General features: G+C 59.3%; 16 protein-coding genes. 5 read left to right on the top strand and 11 right to left on the bottom strand.

Translation table 11 applies throughout. From position 1 onward, the window contains the following. Positions 1–14 precede the first annotated feature (14 nt). The 3 genes from ACXX9E_RS27190 to ACXX9E_RS27200 form a co-directional block, all read right to left on the bottom strand. Entirely contained in the window at positions 15–236 is a 222-nt protein-coding gene (locus tag ACXX9E_RS27190) for an FmdB family zinc ribbon protein (protein ID WP_025112785.1), read from the bottom strand. Positions 237–368: 132 nt separating this feature from the next. After that, positions 369–707, bottom strand: a complete 339-nt coding sequence (locus tag ACXX9E_RS27195) for a ribbon-helix-helix domain-containing protein (protein WP_128616506.1) — start codon at positions 705–707, stop codon at positions 369–371. Positions 708–893: 186 nt separating this feature from the next. Next, positions 894–1,364, bottom strand: coding sequence for a Dps family protein (locus ACXX9E_RS27200; protein ID WP_123467217.1), 471 nt, complete (start codon positions 1,362–1,364; stop codon positions 894–896). A gap of 313 nt (positions 1,365–1,677) precedes the next feature. Here ACXX9E_RS27200 and ACXX9E_RS27205 point away from each other — a divergent pair, with 313 nt between their 5' ends. Continuing rightward, the gene (locus tag ACXX9E_RS27205) at positions 1,678–2,280 is read left to right on the top strand and encodes a cold-shock protein (RefSeq protein WP_123467219.1); all 603 of its coding nucleotides are present in this window, start codon (positions 1,678–1,680) and stop codon (positions 2,278–2,280) included. 72 nt (positions 2,281–2,352) lie between these two features. On the opposite strand, the gene ACXX9E_RS27210 is transcribed toward ACXX9E_RS27205, so the two are convergent. Both ACXX9E_RS27210 and ACXX9E_RS27215 read right to left on the bottom strand, forming a co-directional pair. After that, positions 2,353–2,559: a SlyX family protein gene (locus tag ACXX9E_RS27210; protein ID WP_123467221.1), complete on the bottom strand. Its 207-nt coding sequence runs from the start codon at positions 2,557–2,559 to the stop codon at positions 2,353–2,355. Positions 2,560–2,562: 3 nt separating this feature from the next. Next, complete coding sequence (locus ACXX9E_RS27215) at positions 2,563–2,988, bottom strand: HIT family protein (protein ID WP_123467222.1); 426 nt, start codon at positions 2,986–2,988, stop codon at positions 2,563–2,565. 893 nt (positions 2,989–3,881) lie between these two features. Between ACXX9E_RS27215 and ACXX9E_RS27220 the strand changes: the two genes are divergently transcribed. After that, complete coding sequence (locus tag ACXX9E_RS27220; RefSeq protein WP_186748195.1) at positions 3,882–5,231, top strand: OprD family porin; 1,350 nt, start codon at positions 3,882–3,884, stop codon at positions 5,229–5,231. A 121-nt stretch (positions 5,232–5,352) separates the two neighbouring features. Here the strand turns inward: ACXX9E_RS27220 and ACXX9E_RS27225 are convergent, their stop codons facing one another. Next, the gene (locus ACXX9E_RS27225) at positions 5,353–6,192 is read right to left on the bottom strand and encodes a mechanosensitive ion channel family protein (protein WP_458556481.1); all 840 of its coding nucleotides are present in this window, start codon (positions 6,190–6,192) and stop codon (positions 5,353–5,355) included. Positions 6,193–6,331: 139 nt separating this feature from the next. Beyond that, on the bottom strand, positions 6,332–6,817 hold the full coding sequence (locus tag ACXX9E_RS27230; protein WP_003227548.1) for a YajQ family cyclic di-GMP-binding protein: 486 nt from the start codon (positions 6,815–6,817) through the stop codon (positions 6,332–6,334). A 140-nt stretch (positions 6,818–6,957) separates the two neighbouring features. On the opposite strand from ACXX9E_RS27230, the gene ACXX9E_RS27235 reads away from it, so the two are divergent. The 3 genes from ACXX9E_RS27235 to ACXX9E_RS27245 are packed head-to-tail and all read left to right on the top strand — an operon-like array spanning position 6,958 to position 10,545. Further along, positions 6,958–7,875 carry a putative 2-dehydropantoate 2-reductase gene (locus ACXX9E_RS27235; protein WP_458556482.1) on the top strand — a complete coding sequence of 306 codons (918 nt, stop codon included), beginning with the start codon at positions 6,958–6,960 and terminating at the stop codon, positions 7,873–7,875. Between the two features lie 45 nt (positions 7,876–7,920). Beyond that, positions 7,921–9,957: a sensor histidine kinase gene (locus ACXX9E_RS27240; RefSeq protein ID WP_123467230.1), complete on the top strand. Its 2,037-nt coding sequence runs from the start codon at positions 7,921–7,923 to the stop codon at positions 9,955–9,957. A 3-nt stretch (positions 9,958–9,960) separates the two neighbouring features. After that, positions 9,961–10,545, top strand: coding sequence for a cob(I)yrinic acid a,c-diamide adenosyltransferase (locus ACXX9E_RS27245; RefSeq protein WP_336347269.1), 585 nt, complete (start codon positions 9,961–9,963; stop codon positions 10,543–10,545). A 113-nt stretch (positions 10,546–10,658) separates the two neighbouring features. Here ACXX9E_RS27245 and ACXX9E_RS27250 read toward each other — a convergent pair whose 3' ends face one another. The 4 genes from ACXX9E_RS27250 to secA form a co-directional block, all read right to left on the bottom strand. Next, positions 10,659–11,606, bottom strand: a complete 948-nt coding sequence (locus ACXX9E_RS27250) for a Nudix family hydrolase (protein ID WP_267798965.1) — start codon at positions 11,604–11,606, stop codon at positions 10,659–10,661. Then, a complete protein-coding gene (locus tag ACXX9E_RS27255) occupies positions 11,603–12,235 on the bottom strand; it encodes a glutathione S-transferase family protein (RefSeq protein WP_458556483.1) in 633 nt (210 codons plus the stop codon). Before ACXX9E_RS27255 ends, ACXX9E_RS27250 begins: the two co-directional genes overlap by 4 nt. Positions 12,236–12,414: 179 nt before the next feature. After that, positions 12,415–13,632 carry a bifunctional glutamate N-acetyltransferase/amino-acid acetyltransferase ArgJ gene (gene argJ, locus ACXX9E_RS27260; protein ID WP_123467239.1) on the bottom strand — a complete coding sequence of 406 codons (1,218 nt, stop codon included), beginning with the start codon at positions 13,630–13,632 and terminating at the stop codon, positions 12,415–12,417. A gap of 122 nt (positions 13,633–13,754) precedes the next feature. After that, positions 13,755–16,493, bottom strand: coding sequence for a preprotein translocase subunit SecA (secA, locus tag ACXX9E_RS27265; RefSeq protein WP_128614080.1), 2,739 nt, complete (start codon positions 16,491–16,493; stop codon positions 13,755–13,757). Positions 16,494–16,795: the final 302 nt, after the last annotated feature.

A 16,795-nucleotide genomic window follows, 5' to 3' on the forward strand; every position in this document is an offset into this window, starting at 1 on the left:
CCTGGGCCTGAACCCTAGTCAGATTTGTCGCCACCGGCCAGATTCTTCTTGGCGCCGGTCTTGAAATCGGTTTCGTACCAACCGCTGCCGCTGAGGCGAAAGCCTGGCATGGACAGCTGTTTCCGGAGCTCTGGCGCCTGGCAGGCAGGGCAGTCGACCAGCGGTGCCTCGCTGATCTTTTGAATGGCTTCCAACTGATGACCACAGGAAGCACATTGGTAATCGTACATCGGCATGGGGGTGTCTCGGCGATCAGATTGCCACCGCGCGCAGGGCTTTGCGGCGAAAGAGCGGGATTATATCCATTAAATGCGGCCTGTGCAGCCGTAAGACTGCACAGGCCGCGACCTTACTGACGACCGCCGTTTTCAAAGCGCAATGGCGGGCGCCTTCTCCTTGGCGCCGTTCATCACGCACACGACCCGAACCAGTGCACTGAAGTTTTTCACCCCCCCGTGACGCAATTGCACTTCGCGATCGACGCGGGACAACAGTGAACTGACCGAACAACGATTGTCGGCGGCCATCTGGCCGAGGATGTTCCAGTAGACCTGCTCCAGTCTCAGGCAGGTCGCATAACCATTCAAACGAACGGACCGGGATAACGGCCGGATCAATGACATGTCGAATTCATTGACGAACGAATCGACTCTCAACGCATGAGGCACGCCAGTATGGCTGTCGCCTCGCCTGTCTCCATCTACCATATCGGTGACACTCCTTTGTCATCTCTGCCTGTTGTGAAAGTCACTCCCTGTGGCCTTCATAAAAGCGCAGACGCAAAGTTATATCCAGATGACTTATTGACCATCAACGTAGGATAAGCCAACGACAGCAGTAAGATTGCGGACAGCGCGCGAGCAACCCTCAGGCCTGCCCGCGCGCGCCGTCGGTCAGGCCTCGAGCAAGGCGCGCAACATCCATGCAGTTTTCTCATGCACTTGCATACGCTGGGTCAACAAGTCGGCCGTCGGCTCGTCGCTGACCTTGTCCAGCAGCGGGAAAATGCCGCGCGCGGTGCGGGTCACGGCTTCCTGTCCCTCGACCAGTTGTTTGATCATGGCCTCCGCGCTCGGGACACCCTCCTCCTCCTTGATAGAAGAAAGACGTGCGTAAGTGGCATAGGCGCCCGGTGCCGGGAACCCCAGGGCCCGGATACGCTCGGCGATCAAGTCCACGGCCAGCGCCAGTTCGTTGTATTGCTCTTCGAACATCAAATGCAGCGTACGGAACATGGGACCGGTCACGTTCCAGTGGAAGTTATGGGTTTTCAGATACAGCACGTAGGTGTCCGACAGCAGACGCGACAGCCCCTCAACGATGGACTTGCGATCCTCTTCACTGATACCGATATCGATTGCCATGTTTACCCCCTAACGGCGATTGAATTCATCCAACAGGTGCAGACCCACTCTAGCAAGGCTATTGACAGCCCGCAGCCCTGATCGGGTGCACAGCCTGCGACAAATCGACCGTCGCCATGCCGCTGGCCGGGCTGATTTGAGTAGCCGCAGGCTTTGCTGTTAAATAGGCAGTGTGTCGCCACGCCCCATTTTTCGGGGCGTGGCGCATAGGCTGATGACGTGTACGTGCCTACCGCCTCTTTATTTTGTTCGAAGCGAACCGTGCGCCTTCAGCTCTTCCTTGTGAGCCGTCATAAAACGTGAGCCAATCAAAATGTTGAAAATCGTCCACCTGCTAATGGGCGCAGCGGCATTGCTGCTGTCGTTCATCCCTAGCTTGAAATCCGAAGCTGTTCCCTACCTGCAACAACCCGATGCACTTTACCTGGCCTTTTTCGGCCTGCTGAACCTGCTTCTCGCCCCAGTGATCCCGTACTGGAACAAGGGCCCGCGTCAGCATCTGCAAAACCTGGTCAGCGCGCTTCTGATTCTGACCGTCGTCCTGCAAACGCTGACCCTGATCGCGCCGATGCCTGTCATCGCCGGCCAGCCAGCCGTGCTGTTCAGCCTGGCGATTGCCCTGGTGGCCGTGATCCTGCACCTGGCCGTCAGCTTCTATAAGTCTTCACCTGCCGCCGCGCCAACCAGCTACGACATGAGCAACCGCGATACCGGTACCGTCAAGTGGTTCAACACTTCCAAAGGCTTCGGCTTTATCTCCCGGGATTCCGGCGATGATATTTTCGTGCACTTTCGCGCCATCCGTGGCGAAGGCCACCGCGTTCTGGTCGAAGGCCAGCGCGTGGAGTTCTCGGTGATGAACCGGGACAAGGGTCTGCAAGCCGAAGACGTGATCGCCGCTCTGCCGCGTCGCTGATCCAAAGCAAAAAAAACCGCGAACAGCCTGGGCTGTACGCGGTTTTTTTATGCCTGGAGAAGAGCTCCTGGCTCAATAGTGTGGCGGCGGCGCCTCTTCCTCGAACGATTCGAACTGCCCGACCATCTCCTCCTGACGCTTGAGCAATGCGGCCATCTGCAATTGCAGCCGCTCGACTACCCGCTGCTGCGCCACCAGGACGTCGTTCAACGCCTGAATGGTGTCATCCTGAAAGGCCAGACGGCTTTCCAGATCGGTAACGCGTTGTTCCAGGCTCATGATTCAGCCCTCCAGAAACGTGAAATCTTCGGTCAGCACCAGGCGCAGGCGCTCGCGAATCGCGGCCACCTGCCCGGCGCTGTAAGGTCTGGCCGGGTGCTTGCCCCAGACCGGCGCCGGCCATGCGGCGTCGTCGCGCTTACGCACAATCACATGCATGTGCAACTGACTGACGACGTTCCCCAGGGTCGCCACGTTCAACTTGTCGGCGTCGAACGAATCCTTGAGCAACTCGGCCAGCGTGGTGGTTTCCTGCCACAGCTGCTGCTGGTCGGCGACATCCAACTGAAACAACTCGCTGATATCGTCACGACGAGGCACCAGGATGAACCACGGGTAGTTGGCGTCATTGGACAGCAGCAGCCGGCACAGCGGAAAGTCACCGATGACCAGCGTGTCCTGTTGAAGTCGTGAATCTAAAGCAAACACTGCGCGCACTCCCGGCTGATCGACATTATTCAGCTTAGCGGCCCTTCTCGCGAAAGACGCACCAAGCGACAGGACGGCAGCATACCTGCGATTGCGCCGACCTTCACGAAGGCTGTGATCGCGAGCGCTGCGCCCGCCCCGGCATGGAACATTTATCGAGGCCGCGCACCAGTACAGCACCCATATCGGTTTCAAAAGCAAGGAAATGACTGAAAAACCCTGATGCGCTCAGCCTCCAGCCCGATCTCAACTGTATGAATCCGGAACAGCTGTAAAATTTTTTGCACCAAAACCGCACAGTGCGTCTACGCTGAGTGCGTCGGGTATCCGCCAAATACTCACTGGCGGGGTGAACCGGTAACGTTTTTGGTTGTCACGCGCACTTTACGGTGCGGCAACACCATAGAAGGAAAGGCGTCAAGCACTGAAAAAATCGGTCTTGAAGCCTAGGTTTCACAAGGTTTTCACATGCTCAAGCGGGTGTTCAGAAAAATAACCGCAGCAAAATTGCGGTTTGTGCACGCTTGTTGCATTCATACCCATATGGACTATAAGCGCACCACTGGAAGTGGATGCCTTAAGCCCCATAAGAACAGTGGCAGGGTTGCCCGATGGAGATTCAAGTGTTTTGCCAGGGACTCTTTTTTACCGATGCTGAAGGCAAAAAAAACAGCGAGAAAGTTGTCAGTCCGGCTGCGTCGGTACTGTGAATTTGCGACATCCACCACGCCATCTGCGACAACGTCGTAAAGATGCTGAAAGGTTGGATCAGCAAGTATCGCCAACATTGTCGGCGTGATATAAGTTTGCGCCGACACAAAAAGAAAGAGCCGCCCAGATAATAAAACAGGTGGGACGGCAGTACTCTTCTAAAACCAAAGGAGCAAATCACGATGCGCGTGATGAAGTGGAGCATGATCGCACTGGCAGTTGCAGCAGCAGCCAGTACTCAAGTGGCTACGGCCGCCCCGTTTGTTAGTGACCAGGCAGAAGCCAAAGGTTTCGTTGAAGACGCGAAACTCACCGAGACGTTGAAGAACTACTACTTCAACCGCGACAACAAGAACGGTGGCCACGATCAGAAAGACTGGACCCAGGGCTTCCTCGGCAATTTCACTTCCGGCTACACCCAAGGCACCGTAGGCGTCGGTATCGATGCATTCGGTTACCTGGCGGTCAAACTGGATGGCGGTGATGGTACTTCCGGCACCGGCAACATGAGCCGTAGCGACACCGTCAAGGCCAACGGTTATGCGCACGACGTTAACGACAGCCAAGGCAAAGCCGGCGCAGCCGTTAAATTCCGTATTTCCAAAACCGAGTTGAAAATCGGCGACCAGCAGCCAAGCACGGCTCCTGTGTTCGCAGTTGGCGGCTCGCGTGTTATTCCGCAATCTGCCAGTGGCTTCCAGTTGCAGAGCAGCGAAGTCAAAGACCTTGACCTCGAAGCCGGTCACTTCTACTCGGCGACCAGCCAGGACAAAAACGCCCGTAACGGCGGCTTGTACGCTAACTACGCTGGCGTTGAAGCCAAGTCCATCGACTACTTCGGCGGCAAGTACGGCATCACTGAAAACCTGACTGCTTCGCTCTACGGCGCCAAGCTGGAAGACATCTGGAACCAGTACTACGCGAACGTGAACCTCACCACGCCATTCGGTGGTGACACTTCGCTGAACACTGACTTCAACATCTACCGCACCACCGACACCGGCAGCGCCAAAGCGGGCGACATCAGCAACACCGCCTTCTCGCTGGCAACCGCCCTGTCGTTCCTGAAGGCACATACCTTCACCCTGGGCTTCCAGAAGGTCAACGGCGACACCCCGTTCGACTACGTCGGTGTGGGCAAGAACAACCGTGGTGGCGACTCGATCTTCCTCGCCAACTCTATCCAGTACTCTGACTTCAACGCTCCAGGCGAGAAATCCCTGCAAGCTCGTTACGACCTGAAAATGGCCGAGTACGGCGTTCCTGGTCTGAGCTTCATGGTTCGTTACGTTAAAGGTTGGGATATCGACGGTACCCACACCCCAGCGGGTAGCGCTTACACCGGTCTTTACGGTGAAGACGGCAAACACCACGAAACCAACTTCGAAGCCAAGTACGTTGTTCAGTCTGGCCCAGCGAAAGATCTGTCGTTCCGCATCCGTCAAGCCTGGCACGTTGCTAACGCTGATGAAGGCGAAGGCGATGTCAAAGAGTTCCGTCTGATCACCGAATACCCACTGAACATCCTGTAATTGTCAGTGGTTAGTTTGGAAGCATAAAAAAAGGCCCATCTTGCGATGGGCCTTTTTTATTGCCTGTCACTTGTCATAGTTGACTGACCGACAAGTCAGGCAATTAATTAGCAACCTATCATTATGTTGCCGATTCCTGCACCACACGGATCACCCGCTGTGGAAACGGGATATCAATACCGGCCGCCTTCAAACGATCACGCGACTGTTCGTTAAACATGAACATTACATCCCAATAGTCTACGGTTTTAACCCAGACACGCAGGGAAACAGTGATCGAACTGTCACCCAGTGTCGAAATCACGGCTTGCGGCGCAGGATCCTGCAGCACACGCTCATCTTTGGCCAGATCCAGCAGCACCTGACGGGCCTTTTGCAGATCGGCTTCGTAATCGACACCTACATCGAACACCACTTTGCGGGTTGGCTGACGATTGGTGTTGGTGATGATGCCGTTCGACAGGTTGCCATTCGGCACGATGATGGTCTTGTTGTCGCCGGTACGCAGCACGGTGTGGAAAATCTGGATGCTGTCGACCGTACCCGACACGCCCTGCGCTTCGATCCAGTCACCGATGCGGAACGGGCGGAACAGCAGAATCAGCACGCCGCCGGCGAAGTTCGCCAGGCTGCCTTGCAATGCCAGACCGATGGCCAGACCGGCCGCACCGATCGCAGCCACGAACGAGGTGGTTTCCACACCGATCATCGAGGCCACGCTGACGATCAGCAGCACCTTGAGAATGATGTTCGCCAGGCTGCTGATAAAACCTTGCAGCGCCAGGTCGGCATTGCGCAGGGCCAGCAGACCGCCGAGTTTTTGCGTGACCTTGTTGATCAGCCACCAGCCGATCGCCAGGGTAATCACCGCCAGCAACACGCGGCTGCCGTATTCCATGATCATCGGAATCCACGCTTGGGATGCCTTGACCAGGTTGTCTACCTCAGCATTCAAATCCATCTTCTATCTCCTGATTTCCGGCTACCCGGCCTGTAAAAAATCAACGGCAGAAAGACTGAACCTGTTGGGGCTCAATCGTTTCTGCCGCTGCTGGGCCCTCGGACGTTGAAAACGCCGAGAGGTTCCCCGACCGGAAAGCTTAGTCGCGGAAATTGTTGAATTGCAGTGGCATGCCGAATTCCTTGGCACGCAGGGCCGCGATGGCTTCCTGCAGGTCGTCGCGCTTCTTGCCGGTCACACGCACCTGCTCGCCCTGGATGGCGGCCTGGACCTTGAGCTTGGCGTCCTTGATGTGCGCGACGATCTTCTTCGCCAGCTCCTTGTCGATGCCTTCCTTGAGGATGGCGTCCTGCTTCATCAGCTTGCCCGAGGCGTAAGCGTCTTTGACTTCCAGGCACTGCACATCAATCTTGCGCTTGGTCAGGGCCAGCTTCAGGATCTCGATCATCGCTTCCAGCTGGAACCCGGCTTCAGCGGTCAGGTTGACGGTCAGGTCCTTTTCCTTGAACTCGAAGCTGCCTTTGCCTTTCAGGTCATAACGACGATCGAGTTCCTTCACGGCGTTCTCGACCGCGTTGGTCAGCTCGTGTTTGTCCAGTTCGGATACCACGTCGAACGACGGCATGTAATCTCTCCAATAAAAAGGCGCGCCCGATGAGGATGGAGCGCGCTTGGCTTGCGGTTAAAATCGGGCTCATTATAACGGGTCTTTTCCCACCGATACGGCGAGCCTTGCATGCCAGTACCTTACCGAGTGAAAAACTGATGTCCACCCCCTGGCACGTTCTCGGCGCCGGCAGCCTCGGCACGCTATGGGCCACCCGCCTGGCCCGGGCGGGGCTGGCGGTGCGGCTGATCGTGCGTGATGCCGAGCGTTTGCGCAGCTATAACGCAGCCGGCGGCCTGACGCTGGTCGAACACGGCGAAGCCAACACCTATGCCGTCCCCGCGCAAACGACCGACGACCCAGAGCCGATCCGCCGCCTGCTCGTGGCGTGCAAGGCATACGACGCCGAAAACGCCGTCGCCGGCCTCGCTTCACGCCTGACAGCCGACGCTGAACTGATCTTGCTGCAAAACGGCATCGGCAGTCAGGAGGCCGTCGCCAACCGCGTCCCGCAGGCACGCTGCATCAGCGCCTCGAGCACCGAAGGCGCCTTTCGCGACGGCGACTGGCGGGTGGTGTTTGCCGGTCACGGCTACACCTGGCTCGGCGACGTCGCGCATGCGGTGGCGCCGATCTGGCTGGATGATCTGGACGCGGCGAAAATCCCTCATGAGTGGAGCACCGATATCCTCACCCGGCTGTGGCGCAAGCTGGCGCTCAACTGTGCGATCAACCCGCTGACCGTGCTGCATGACTGCCGTAACGGTGGATTGCAGGCGCATCACTGTGAAGTCACTATCCTGTGCGCGGAACTGACCGAGTTACTGCAGCGCTGCGGCCAACCGGCAGCGGCAGACAACCTGCAACAGGAAGTCGAGCGGGTGATCCTGGCCACCGCGGCCAATTACTCTTCGATGTATCAGGACGTGGCCAGCCGACGCCGTACCGAAATCAGTTATCTATTGGGCCACGCCTGCAAAGTTGCCACGCGCCATCAACTGCACTTGCCCCATCTCAATCAGTTGCAAGTGCGCCTGGTCGCTCATCTGCACAGCCTTGGATTGCCCGGCGACTGAGCACCCGCTACGCTGACCGCTTGTTCCTTTGCTGCGATTACTCTGATGCCATTGCGCCAGCGCCTTGAAAACCTGCCGGTCGGCCAGAAACTGCTGGCCGCCCTGCTGGTGCTGTTGACCACTGTCCTGCTGGTTGCCAACCTGACGTTCATCAGTGCCGCCTACTACATCTCCCAGGAAAGCATGGCGCCGCAGGCACTGCAGACCATCGGCCGGCTGATTTCCAACCCCAGCCTGGTGTCACAAGCCCTGGAATCGCCGCAAAGCGCCGAGCGCCTGCTCAAGGAACTCGACAGCTATTCTCCGCTGCGCGCCGCCGCGCTGTATGACGGCAAAGGCGAACGGCTCGCGCAGATGCAACGCGGCGACAAACTCAACCTGCCGGAACGTTACCGGCACATCGAAGCCTGGCAACTCACCGAGTTTCGCAGTAACCAGTTGATCACCCTGCCCCGCCCCGGTACCGCACCGGGCCATTTGCTACTGGTCGCGAGCAGCGAGCTGCCGATGGCGTTCTACACTGGCACGTTGACCGCGAGCCTCGGCATCCTGATCTTCAGTGTGCTGCTGTGGCTGGTGATTGCCCGGCAGATCAAACGCCTGATCACCCATCCGATTCATCAACTTGAAGAGTTGTCGCGCCAGGTGACCCGCGAGGAAAACTATGCCCTGCGCGCCTCACGGGGCAACCACGACGAAATCGGCAGCCTCGCGGAAGCGTTCAACACCATGCTGTCGCGCATCGAAGCCCGTGAGCAACAGCTCAAGCGTGCGCGCGATGACTCGCAAGCCGCCTACGATCAGGCGCAGGGGCTTGCCGAGGAGACCCGCCACACCAACCGCAAACTGGAACTGGAAGTCCAGGTGCGCAGCAAGATCGAGAAGAAGCTCACCGGCTTCCAGAATTACCTCAACAGCATCATCGACTCGATGCCCTCGGCACTGATCGCCCTCGACGAACAGCTTTATGTCACCCAGTGGAACCAGGAGGCCAGTGCGCTTTCCGGTACGCGCCTGGACGAAGCGCTGAACCAGCCGATCTTCCTCGCGTTCGAGCCACTCAAGCCATTTCTGCCACAACTCAAGCAGACTGTGGAAGAACACACCGTGGCGAAAATCGAGCGGGTGACCTGGTTCAAGGACGACGAACCCAAGCACTACGCCCTGACCTTCTACCCATTGATGGGCGGCGCCGGGCGTGGCGTGGTGATCCGTATCGACGACATCACCCAGCGCCTGTCGCTGGAAGAGATGATGGTGCAGTCGGAAAAAATGCTTTCGGTCGGTGGACTTGCCGCTGGCATGGCTCACGAAATCAACAACCCGCTGGGGGCGATCCTGCACAACGTGCAGAACATTCGTCGGCGGCTGTCGGCGGACCTGCCGAAGAACCTCGAAACCGCCGAGCAACTGGGCATCGATCTGGACACGGTCAACCGTTACTTGCAGGGCCGGGAGGTCCCGCAGTTGCTCGACGGCATTCAACAGGCCGGCGCACGGGCCGCGAAGATCGTCACCCATATGCTCAGCTTCAGCCGTCGCAGCACCCGGCAAATGGCGCCATGCGATCTGCCGGCGCTGATTGATCAGGCCGTGGAAATCGCCGGCAACGACTTCGACCTGGCCATCGGCTTCGACTTCAAGGGGCAAGCAATCATCCGTCAATTCGACCCGGCCCTCGGTCCGGTGCCAGGCACCGCCAACGAGCTGGAGCAAGTGTTGCTCAATCTGCTGAAAAACGCCGCGCAGGCCATTCACCAGCGCGAAGATGACAGCGAACCCGGGCGGATCATCCTGCGCACCCGGCTCAATCCGCCGTGGGCCGAAATTCAGGTCGAAGACAACGGGATCGGCATGAGCGAGAGCGTGCGCAAACGCACGTTCGAGCCGTTCTTCACCACCAAGGAAATCGGCCAGGGCACGGGGCTGGGTTTGTCGGTGTCGTATTTCATCATCACCAACAACCACAAAGGCCAGATGGAAGTGCAATCGGCGCCCGGCCAGGGTACCTGCTTCACCCTGCGCCTGCCGCTGACGCAACCTGCGCCGATAGCGGCCGAAAACAATCAACTACCGAGGTAAAGCATGGGCTTTCGCTTGTCGAAGATTTACACCCGCACCGGCGACACAGGCGAAACTGGCCTGGGCGATGGACGTCGCGTGCCCAAGGATCATCCGCGGATCGAGGCGATTGGCGAAGTCGATACGCTGAACAGTCAGCTCGGCGTGCTGCTGGCCGGGTTGCTGGCCGAGCGCGAGGCCTGTCCGGGGCTGAATGAGCTGATTGACGTGTTGGCGCCTTGTCAGCACCGGCTGTTCGATCTCGGCGGCGAGCTGGCGATGCCGGAATATCAGGCGTTGAATACGGCGGAAATCCAGCGTCTGGAAGCAGCGATTGATGTGTGGAATGAAGAATTGGGGCCGCTGGAGAACTTCATACTGCCCGGCGGTTCGCTGCTGATTGCTCAGGCGCATGTGTGCCGGAGCCTGGCGCGCAGTGCCGAGCGACGTTGTCAGCATTTGAATGCGCTTGAGCCGTTGGCCGGAGTCGGCCTGGCGTATATCAATCGGTTGTCGGATTTGTTGTTCGTCGCGGCAAGGTTGATTGCGCGGCGGCAGGGGGTTGCGGAGATTCTTTGGCAGCCGGCGGTAAAACCTGCAGAAAAGTAGCGTCTGACAGGCCGCCTTCGCGAGCAAGCTCGCTCCCACAGTTGATTCGGTTCATCCAGTTGGAATGCAGTCAAATGTGGGAGCGAGCTTGCTCGCGAAGAGGCCAGCAGCCGTTACAGAGAATCCGGCCAGAACGCCCGAATCCCCGCCACGCCTTGTGCACCGACGCCCCAGGCTTTTTCGCGCTCCGCCGGGCCAACTCCACCCAACAGAAACACCGGCTTGCTGAAGCCGTCGATCAACGTCGACGCTTGCTCCCAGCCCAATGGCTGCGCATCCGGATGGGTCAAGGTCGGCTGCACCGGCGACAACGTGACGAAGTCCACGCCCATCTGCTCGGCCAGTGCCAGTTCTTCAGCGCTGTGGCACGACGCCGCCAGCCAGCGCTCCGCCGGCAACGGCCGCCCCGCCGCCGCGTATTTACGCAATTGCGCGGCCGTGATGTGCCAACCGGCGGACGGGAAATCGCCGAGCCACTCGAACGGACCCTTGATCATCAACTGCGCCTTGCCGGCACACAGACCGGCCGCGTCCACCGCCAGATCGCGATACTTGGGGTCATAGCCGTTCGGTGCGCGCAACTGGATCAACTTGATCCCGCCGGCAATCGCTTTCTGGATGCCGCGTAACAAGGCCGGGGCTTCCAGGTCTTCCGGAGTGATCAAATAGTCGCCCGGTAAGCGCGCCGCCGCGACGATCGGCTGATTGGCGGCGGGGAACTCATAGTCCACCAGCTCCTTCGCGGTGACCCAGGCCAGCGGCTGACCTTCGGCACCGTGGGGTTCGCCGCTGAAGCTCGACACTTCCCAGACATCCAGCAACACCTGCTTGTCGGGATAGTCGTGGTGAACCTTGATCAGTGGACGGGCAGCACCGACGACAATGCCCAATTCTTCGTGCAGCTCACGGGCCAGCGCGGTTTCCACCGACTCGTCGGCCTCGACCTTGCCGCCGGGAAACTCCCACAAGCCACCCTGATGCTGGGTGTCGGCACGGCGGGCGATGAGAACTTTGCCGCTGTCGTCACGAATGACGGCGGCGGCGACGTGTACGCGTTTCACGGATTCAACTCCTCCAGTCCAGCCTTTTGCCACGCCTTGAAGGCGGGCCATTGGTAGACGGTTTCAACATAGGCTTCGTCGGCCGCCGGCAGCTTTACCTGATAGGTGCGCAGGCGCACGGCAATCGGCGCGAAGAAGGCATCGGCCAGACTCACCCGACCAAACAGGTACGGCCCGCTCTCGGTGGCAGCAGCACGGCATTCAGCCCACAGCGCGAGCATGCGCTCGATGTCGACCTTCACTTCTGGCGGCACCGGGCTCAGCGGCGCGTCATGGCTGAGGTTGAACGGCATGTGATTGCGCATGGCGAAGAAGCCACTGTGCATCTGCGCGCAGGCGGATCGGGCCTGGGCGCGGGCGAACAGATCGCTCGGCCAGAGCTGTTCGGACGGAAACTGTTCGGCGAGGTATTCGGCGATGGCCAGCGAATCGGCGATGGTGCCCCGTGAGGTTTTCAGCAACGGGACCTTGGCGGTTGGCGAATGCTTGAGCAGACGCTCACGGGTGTCGGGTTTGCCGAGTCTGATCAACTCTTCGGTGTAGGGTGCGCCGGTCAGCTCGACGGCCAGTGCCGCGCGCAGGGACCAGGAGGAAAGCAGTTTGTCGCCGATGATCAGGTGCAGGGACATGGGTGTGGCGCCTTTTCGTCAGAGGAAGCTTCTAAACTTGTCGAGTCTGAACCATCGCTTTCGCGAGCAAGCTCGCTCCCACAGGTTCTTGGGTGTACACAGCATGTGTGAACGGCCGAAACCACTGTGGGAGCGAGCTTGCTCGCGAAGAGGCCGACAGCCCGCCCCCACCTTTTAGATCAAGTGCGGTACTCGGCGTTGATCTTCACGTATTCATGCGACAGGTCGGTGGTCCAGATGGTTTCGCTGCAATCACCGCGACCCAGCTCGATGCGGATGGTGATTTCTTCCTGCTGCATCACAGCCGAACCCTGCGCCTCAGTGTAGGTGCTTGCGCGGGCGCCACGGCTGGCGATGCATACGTCACCGAGGAACACGTCGATCTTGCTCACGTCCAGGTCCGGCACACCGGCACGGCCGACAGCGGCCAGGATACGGCCCCAGTTCGGGTCGGAGGCGAACAGTGCGGTCTTGATCAGCGGCGAATGCGCCACGGTGTAGCCGACGTCCAGGCATTCCTGGTGATTGCCGCCGCCGTTGACTTCAACAGTGACGAACTTGGTCGCGCCTTCGCCGTCACGCACGATGGCCTGGGCCACGTCCATGCACACTTCGAACACCGCTTGCTTCAACTTGGTGAACAGCTCGCCTTCAGCGCGAGTGATTTCCGGCAGCGCAGCCTTGCCGGTGGCAATCAGCATGCAGCAGTCGTTGGTCGAGGTGTCGCCGTCGATGGTGATGCGGTTGAACGACTTGTTGGCGCCGTCGAGCATCAGGTTGTGCAATACATCACGGGAGACTTTGGCGTCGGTGGCGATGTAGCCGAGCATGGTCGCCATGTTCGGGCGGATCATGCCCGCACCTTTGCTGATACCGGTCACGGTGATGGTCACGCCATCATGCTGGAACTGGCGGCTGGCACCCTTGGGCAGGGTGTCGGTGGTCATGATGCCCGTGGCTGCGGCTTCCCAGTTGTTTTCCGACAGGTCGTCCAGCGCCGCTTGCAGGGCGCCTTCGATCTTCTCGACCGGCAGTGGCTCGCCGATTACACCGGTGGAGTACGGCAGGATCTGGCTGGCATCGACACCGGTCAGCTCGGCGAGCTTCGCCGTGGTGCGCTCGGCCGCAGCCAGGCCCGGCTCACCGGTACCAGCATTGGCGTTGCCGGTGTTGGTCAGCAGGTAGCGCACAGCGTTGTGCACACGTTGTTTCGCCAGGATCACCGGCGCCGCACAAAAGGCGTTCAGGGTGAACACGCCCGCCACCGTAGAGCCTTCGGCGCAACGCATCACCACCACATCCTTGCGCCCCGGGCGCTTGATGCCGGCCGAGGCGATACCGAGTTCAAAACCGGCAACCGGGTGCAACGTTGGCAAAGGACCAAGACCAACAGCCATGAATGCGCTCCTTACTCAATGATGTCAGCACCGCCAATCGTAGGGACGGTGGCTTGAATGGCAAAACGCCGCGACGGCAGGAGCCGGTCGCGGCGCGGGTATTTCAGCGACTGAAACGGGTTTTACTGGATCTGCCCGTGGCAATGCTTGAATTTCTTGCCCGAACCGCAGTAGCACAGTTCGTTGCGGCCCAGCTTCTGCTCGTTGCGAACCGGGGCGGTGGCGAGGGCGACATCGACCTCTTCACCGACCAGGGCTTCCGGCTGGTCCAGGCCCGGGGCTTCGGCGTGTTCGAACTGCATGCGGGCGGCCAGTGCTTCGGCCTCCTCACGCAGGCGTTGTTCTTCGGCTTCCGGATCTTCGCGACGAACCTGAACGTGCGACAACACACGGATCGAGTCGCGCTTGATCGAATCCAGCAGCTCGGAGAACAGCGTGAACGACTCGCGCTTGTATTCCTGCTTCGGGTTCTTCTGGGCGTAGCCACGCAGGTGGATGCCGTGACGCAGGTGATCCATGGTCGACAGGTGGTCTTTCCACAGATCGTCCAGTACGCGCAGAACGATTTGTTTCTCGAAGGAGCGCAGTGCGTCGGCACCGGCCTGGTCTTCTTTTTCGTTGTACGCGGCGATCAGCTCCTGCATCAGCTTCTCGCGCAGGGTTTCTTCGTACAGGTGATCGTCTTCGTCAAGCCACTGCTGGATCGGCAGCTTCACGCCGAAATCGCTGGCAATCGAGGCTTCCAGACCGGCGACGTCCCACTGCTCTGGCAGCGATTGCGGCGGAATGTGGGCACTGACGGTGGCGTTGAGCACGTCCTGACGGAAATCGGCGATGGTTTCACCGATGTTGTCAGCGGCCAGCAACGTGTTACGCATGTGATAGATCACTTTACGCTGTTCGTTGTTGACGTCGTCGAACTCGAGCAGTTGCTTGCGGATGTCGAAGTTGCGGCCTTCAACCTTGCGCTGCGCCTTCTCGATCGCGTTGGTCACCATGCGGTGCTCGATCGCTTCGCCCGGCTGCATGCCCAGGGCTTTCATGAAGTTCTTCACCCGGTCAGAGGCGAAGATGCGCATCAGGCTGTCTTCCAGCGACAGGTAGAAGCGGCTGGAACCGGCATCGCCCTGACGGCCGGCACGGCCACGCAACTGGTTGTCGATACGACGGGATTCGTGACGCTCGGACGCGATCACCTGCAGACCGCCGGATTCCAGCACTTGCTGGTGGCGCTTCTGCCAGTCGGCCTTGATCTGCGCGATCTGCTCGGGGGTCGGGTTCTCCAGCGACGCGACTTCCACTTCCCAGTTACCGCCCAACAGGATGTCGGTACCACGACCGGCCATGTTGGTGGCGATGGTCAGGGCGCCCGGACGACCGGCCTGCGCGATGATCTCGGCTTCTTTTTCGTGGAACTTGGCGTTCAGAACCTTGTGTTCGATGCCTTCCTTCACGAGCAATGCGGACATGTGCTCGGAGGTTTCGATGGTCGCGGTACCCACCAGCACCGGACGACCGGCGGCCATGCTTTCCTTGATGTCGGTAACGATTGCCGCGTACTTCTCTTCGGCAGTCAGGAACACCAGGTCGTTGAAGTCCTTACGCGCCAACGGCTTGTTCGGCGGAATGACCATGACTTCCAGACCATAGATCTGGTGGAATTCGAACGCTTCGGTGTCGGCGGTACCGGTCATGCCGGACAGCTTGGTGTACAGACGGAAGTAGTTCTGGAACGTAGTCGAGGCCAGGGTCTGGCTCTCGGCCTGGATGTTCAGACCTTCCTTGGCTTCGATGGCCTGGTGCAGGCCTTCGGACAGACGACGGCCCGGCATGGTACGACCGGTGTGTTCGTCGACCAGTACGACCTGACCGTCCTGCACGATGTATTCAATGTTGCGATTGAACAGCTTGTGCGCACGCAGACCGGCATACACGTGGGTCAGCAGGCCCAGGTTGTGTGCCGAGTACAGGCTTTCGCCTTCAGCCAGCAGGCCGACGCGGGTGAGCATGTCTTCGATGAACTGGTGACCGGCTTCGTTGAGCTCGACCTGACGGGTCTTCTCGTCAACGGTGTAGTGGCCGGCCTTGGTGACTTCGCCTTCGACTTCTTCGACATGCAGTTCCAGCTGCGGGATCAGTTTATTGATCTCCATGTACAGCTTGGAGCTGTCCTCGGCCTGACCGGAGATGATCAGCGGGGTACGCGCTTCGTCGATGAGGATGGAGTCGACTTCGTCGATCACGGCAAAATTGAGTTCGCGCTGGAATTTTTCTTCCATGCTGAACGCCATGTTGTCGCGCAGGTAGTCGAACCCGAATTCGTTGTTGGTGCCGTAGGTGATGTCGGCGGCGTAGGCGGCGCGCTTCTCTTCCGGCGGCTGGAACGGCGTCACGACGCCGACGGTCAGGCCGAGGAATTCATACAGCGGACGCATCCAGTTGGCGTCACGACGGGCCAGGTAGTCGTTCACCGTCACCACGTGCACGCCCTTGCCGGACAGCGCGTTGAGGTAAACACCCAGGGTCGCCACGAGGGTTTTACCCTCACCGGTACGCATTTCGGCAATCTTGCCTTCGTGCAGGGTCATGCCACCGACGAGCTGTACGTCGAAGTGGCGCATGCCCATGACGCGCTTGCCGGCTTCGCGGGCGACCGCAAAGGCTTCTGGCAGCAGCTTGTCGAGGGTTTCCCCTTTGGCGATGCGGGCCTTGAACTCGGCGGTCTTGGCACGCAATTGATCGTCCGAAAGGGCCACCATTTGCTCTTCGAAGGCATTGACGAGCTGCACCGTCTTGAGCATGCGTTTGACTTCACGCTCGTTCTTGCTTCCAAAAAGTTTCTTTAACAAAGGCGCAAACATATCGGCAGGATCTTCCACACTAAAGGGATGGAGGGCGGCCCCGTGAGCGTCGCCCGTGCAGCCCTCATGGCCGCATGCGAACGAGCATTCTACCCGGAAACGGAAGTGAGGAAAGTGGCGATGTTCCACGATGCTGGCACTGCGCTTTGACGGGGCTCACTTAAGATAGGGGCGTTTTGCTCAACTTCAACCCGTACAGGAAAGAAGTTAGTCGTTGATTTAATGGGTAAAGCAGGGACAAAAGCAATGGGCGAGTGATTTTGCCGCTTTCTGCTACCATGGCGTTTCTGTTACTTCAGGTG

The organism is Pseudomonas sp. GNP014 (assembly GCF_054344005.1).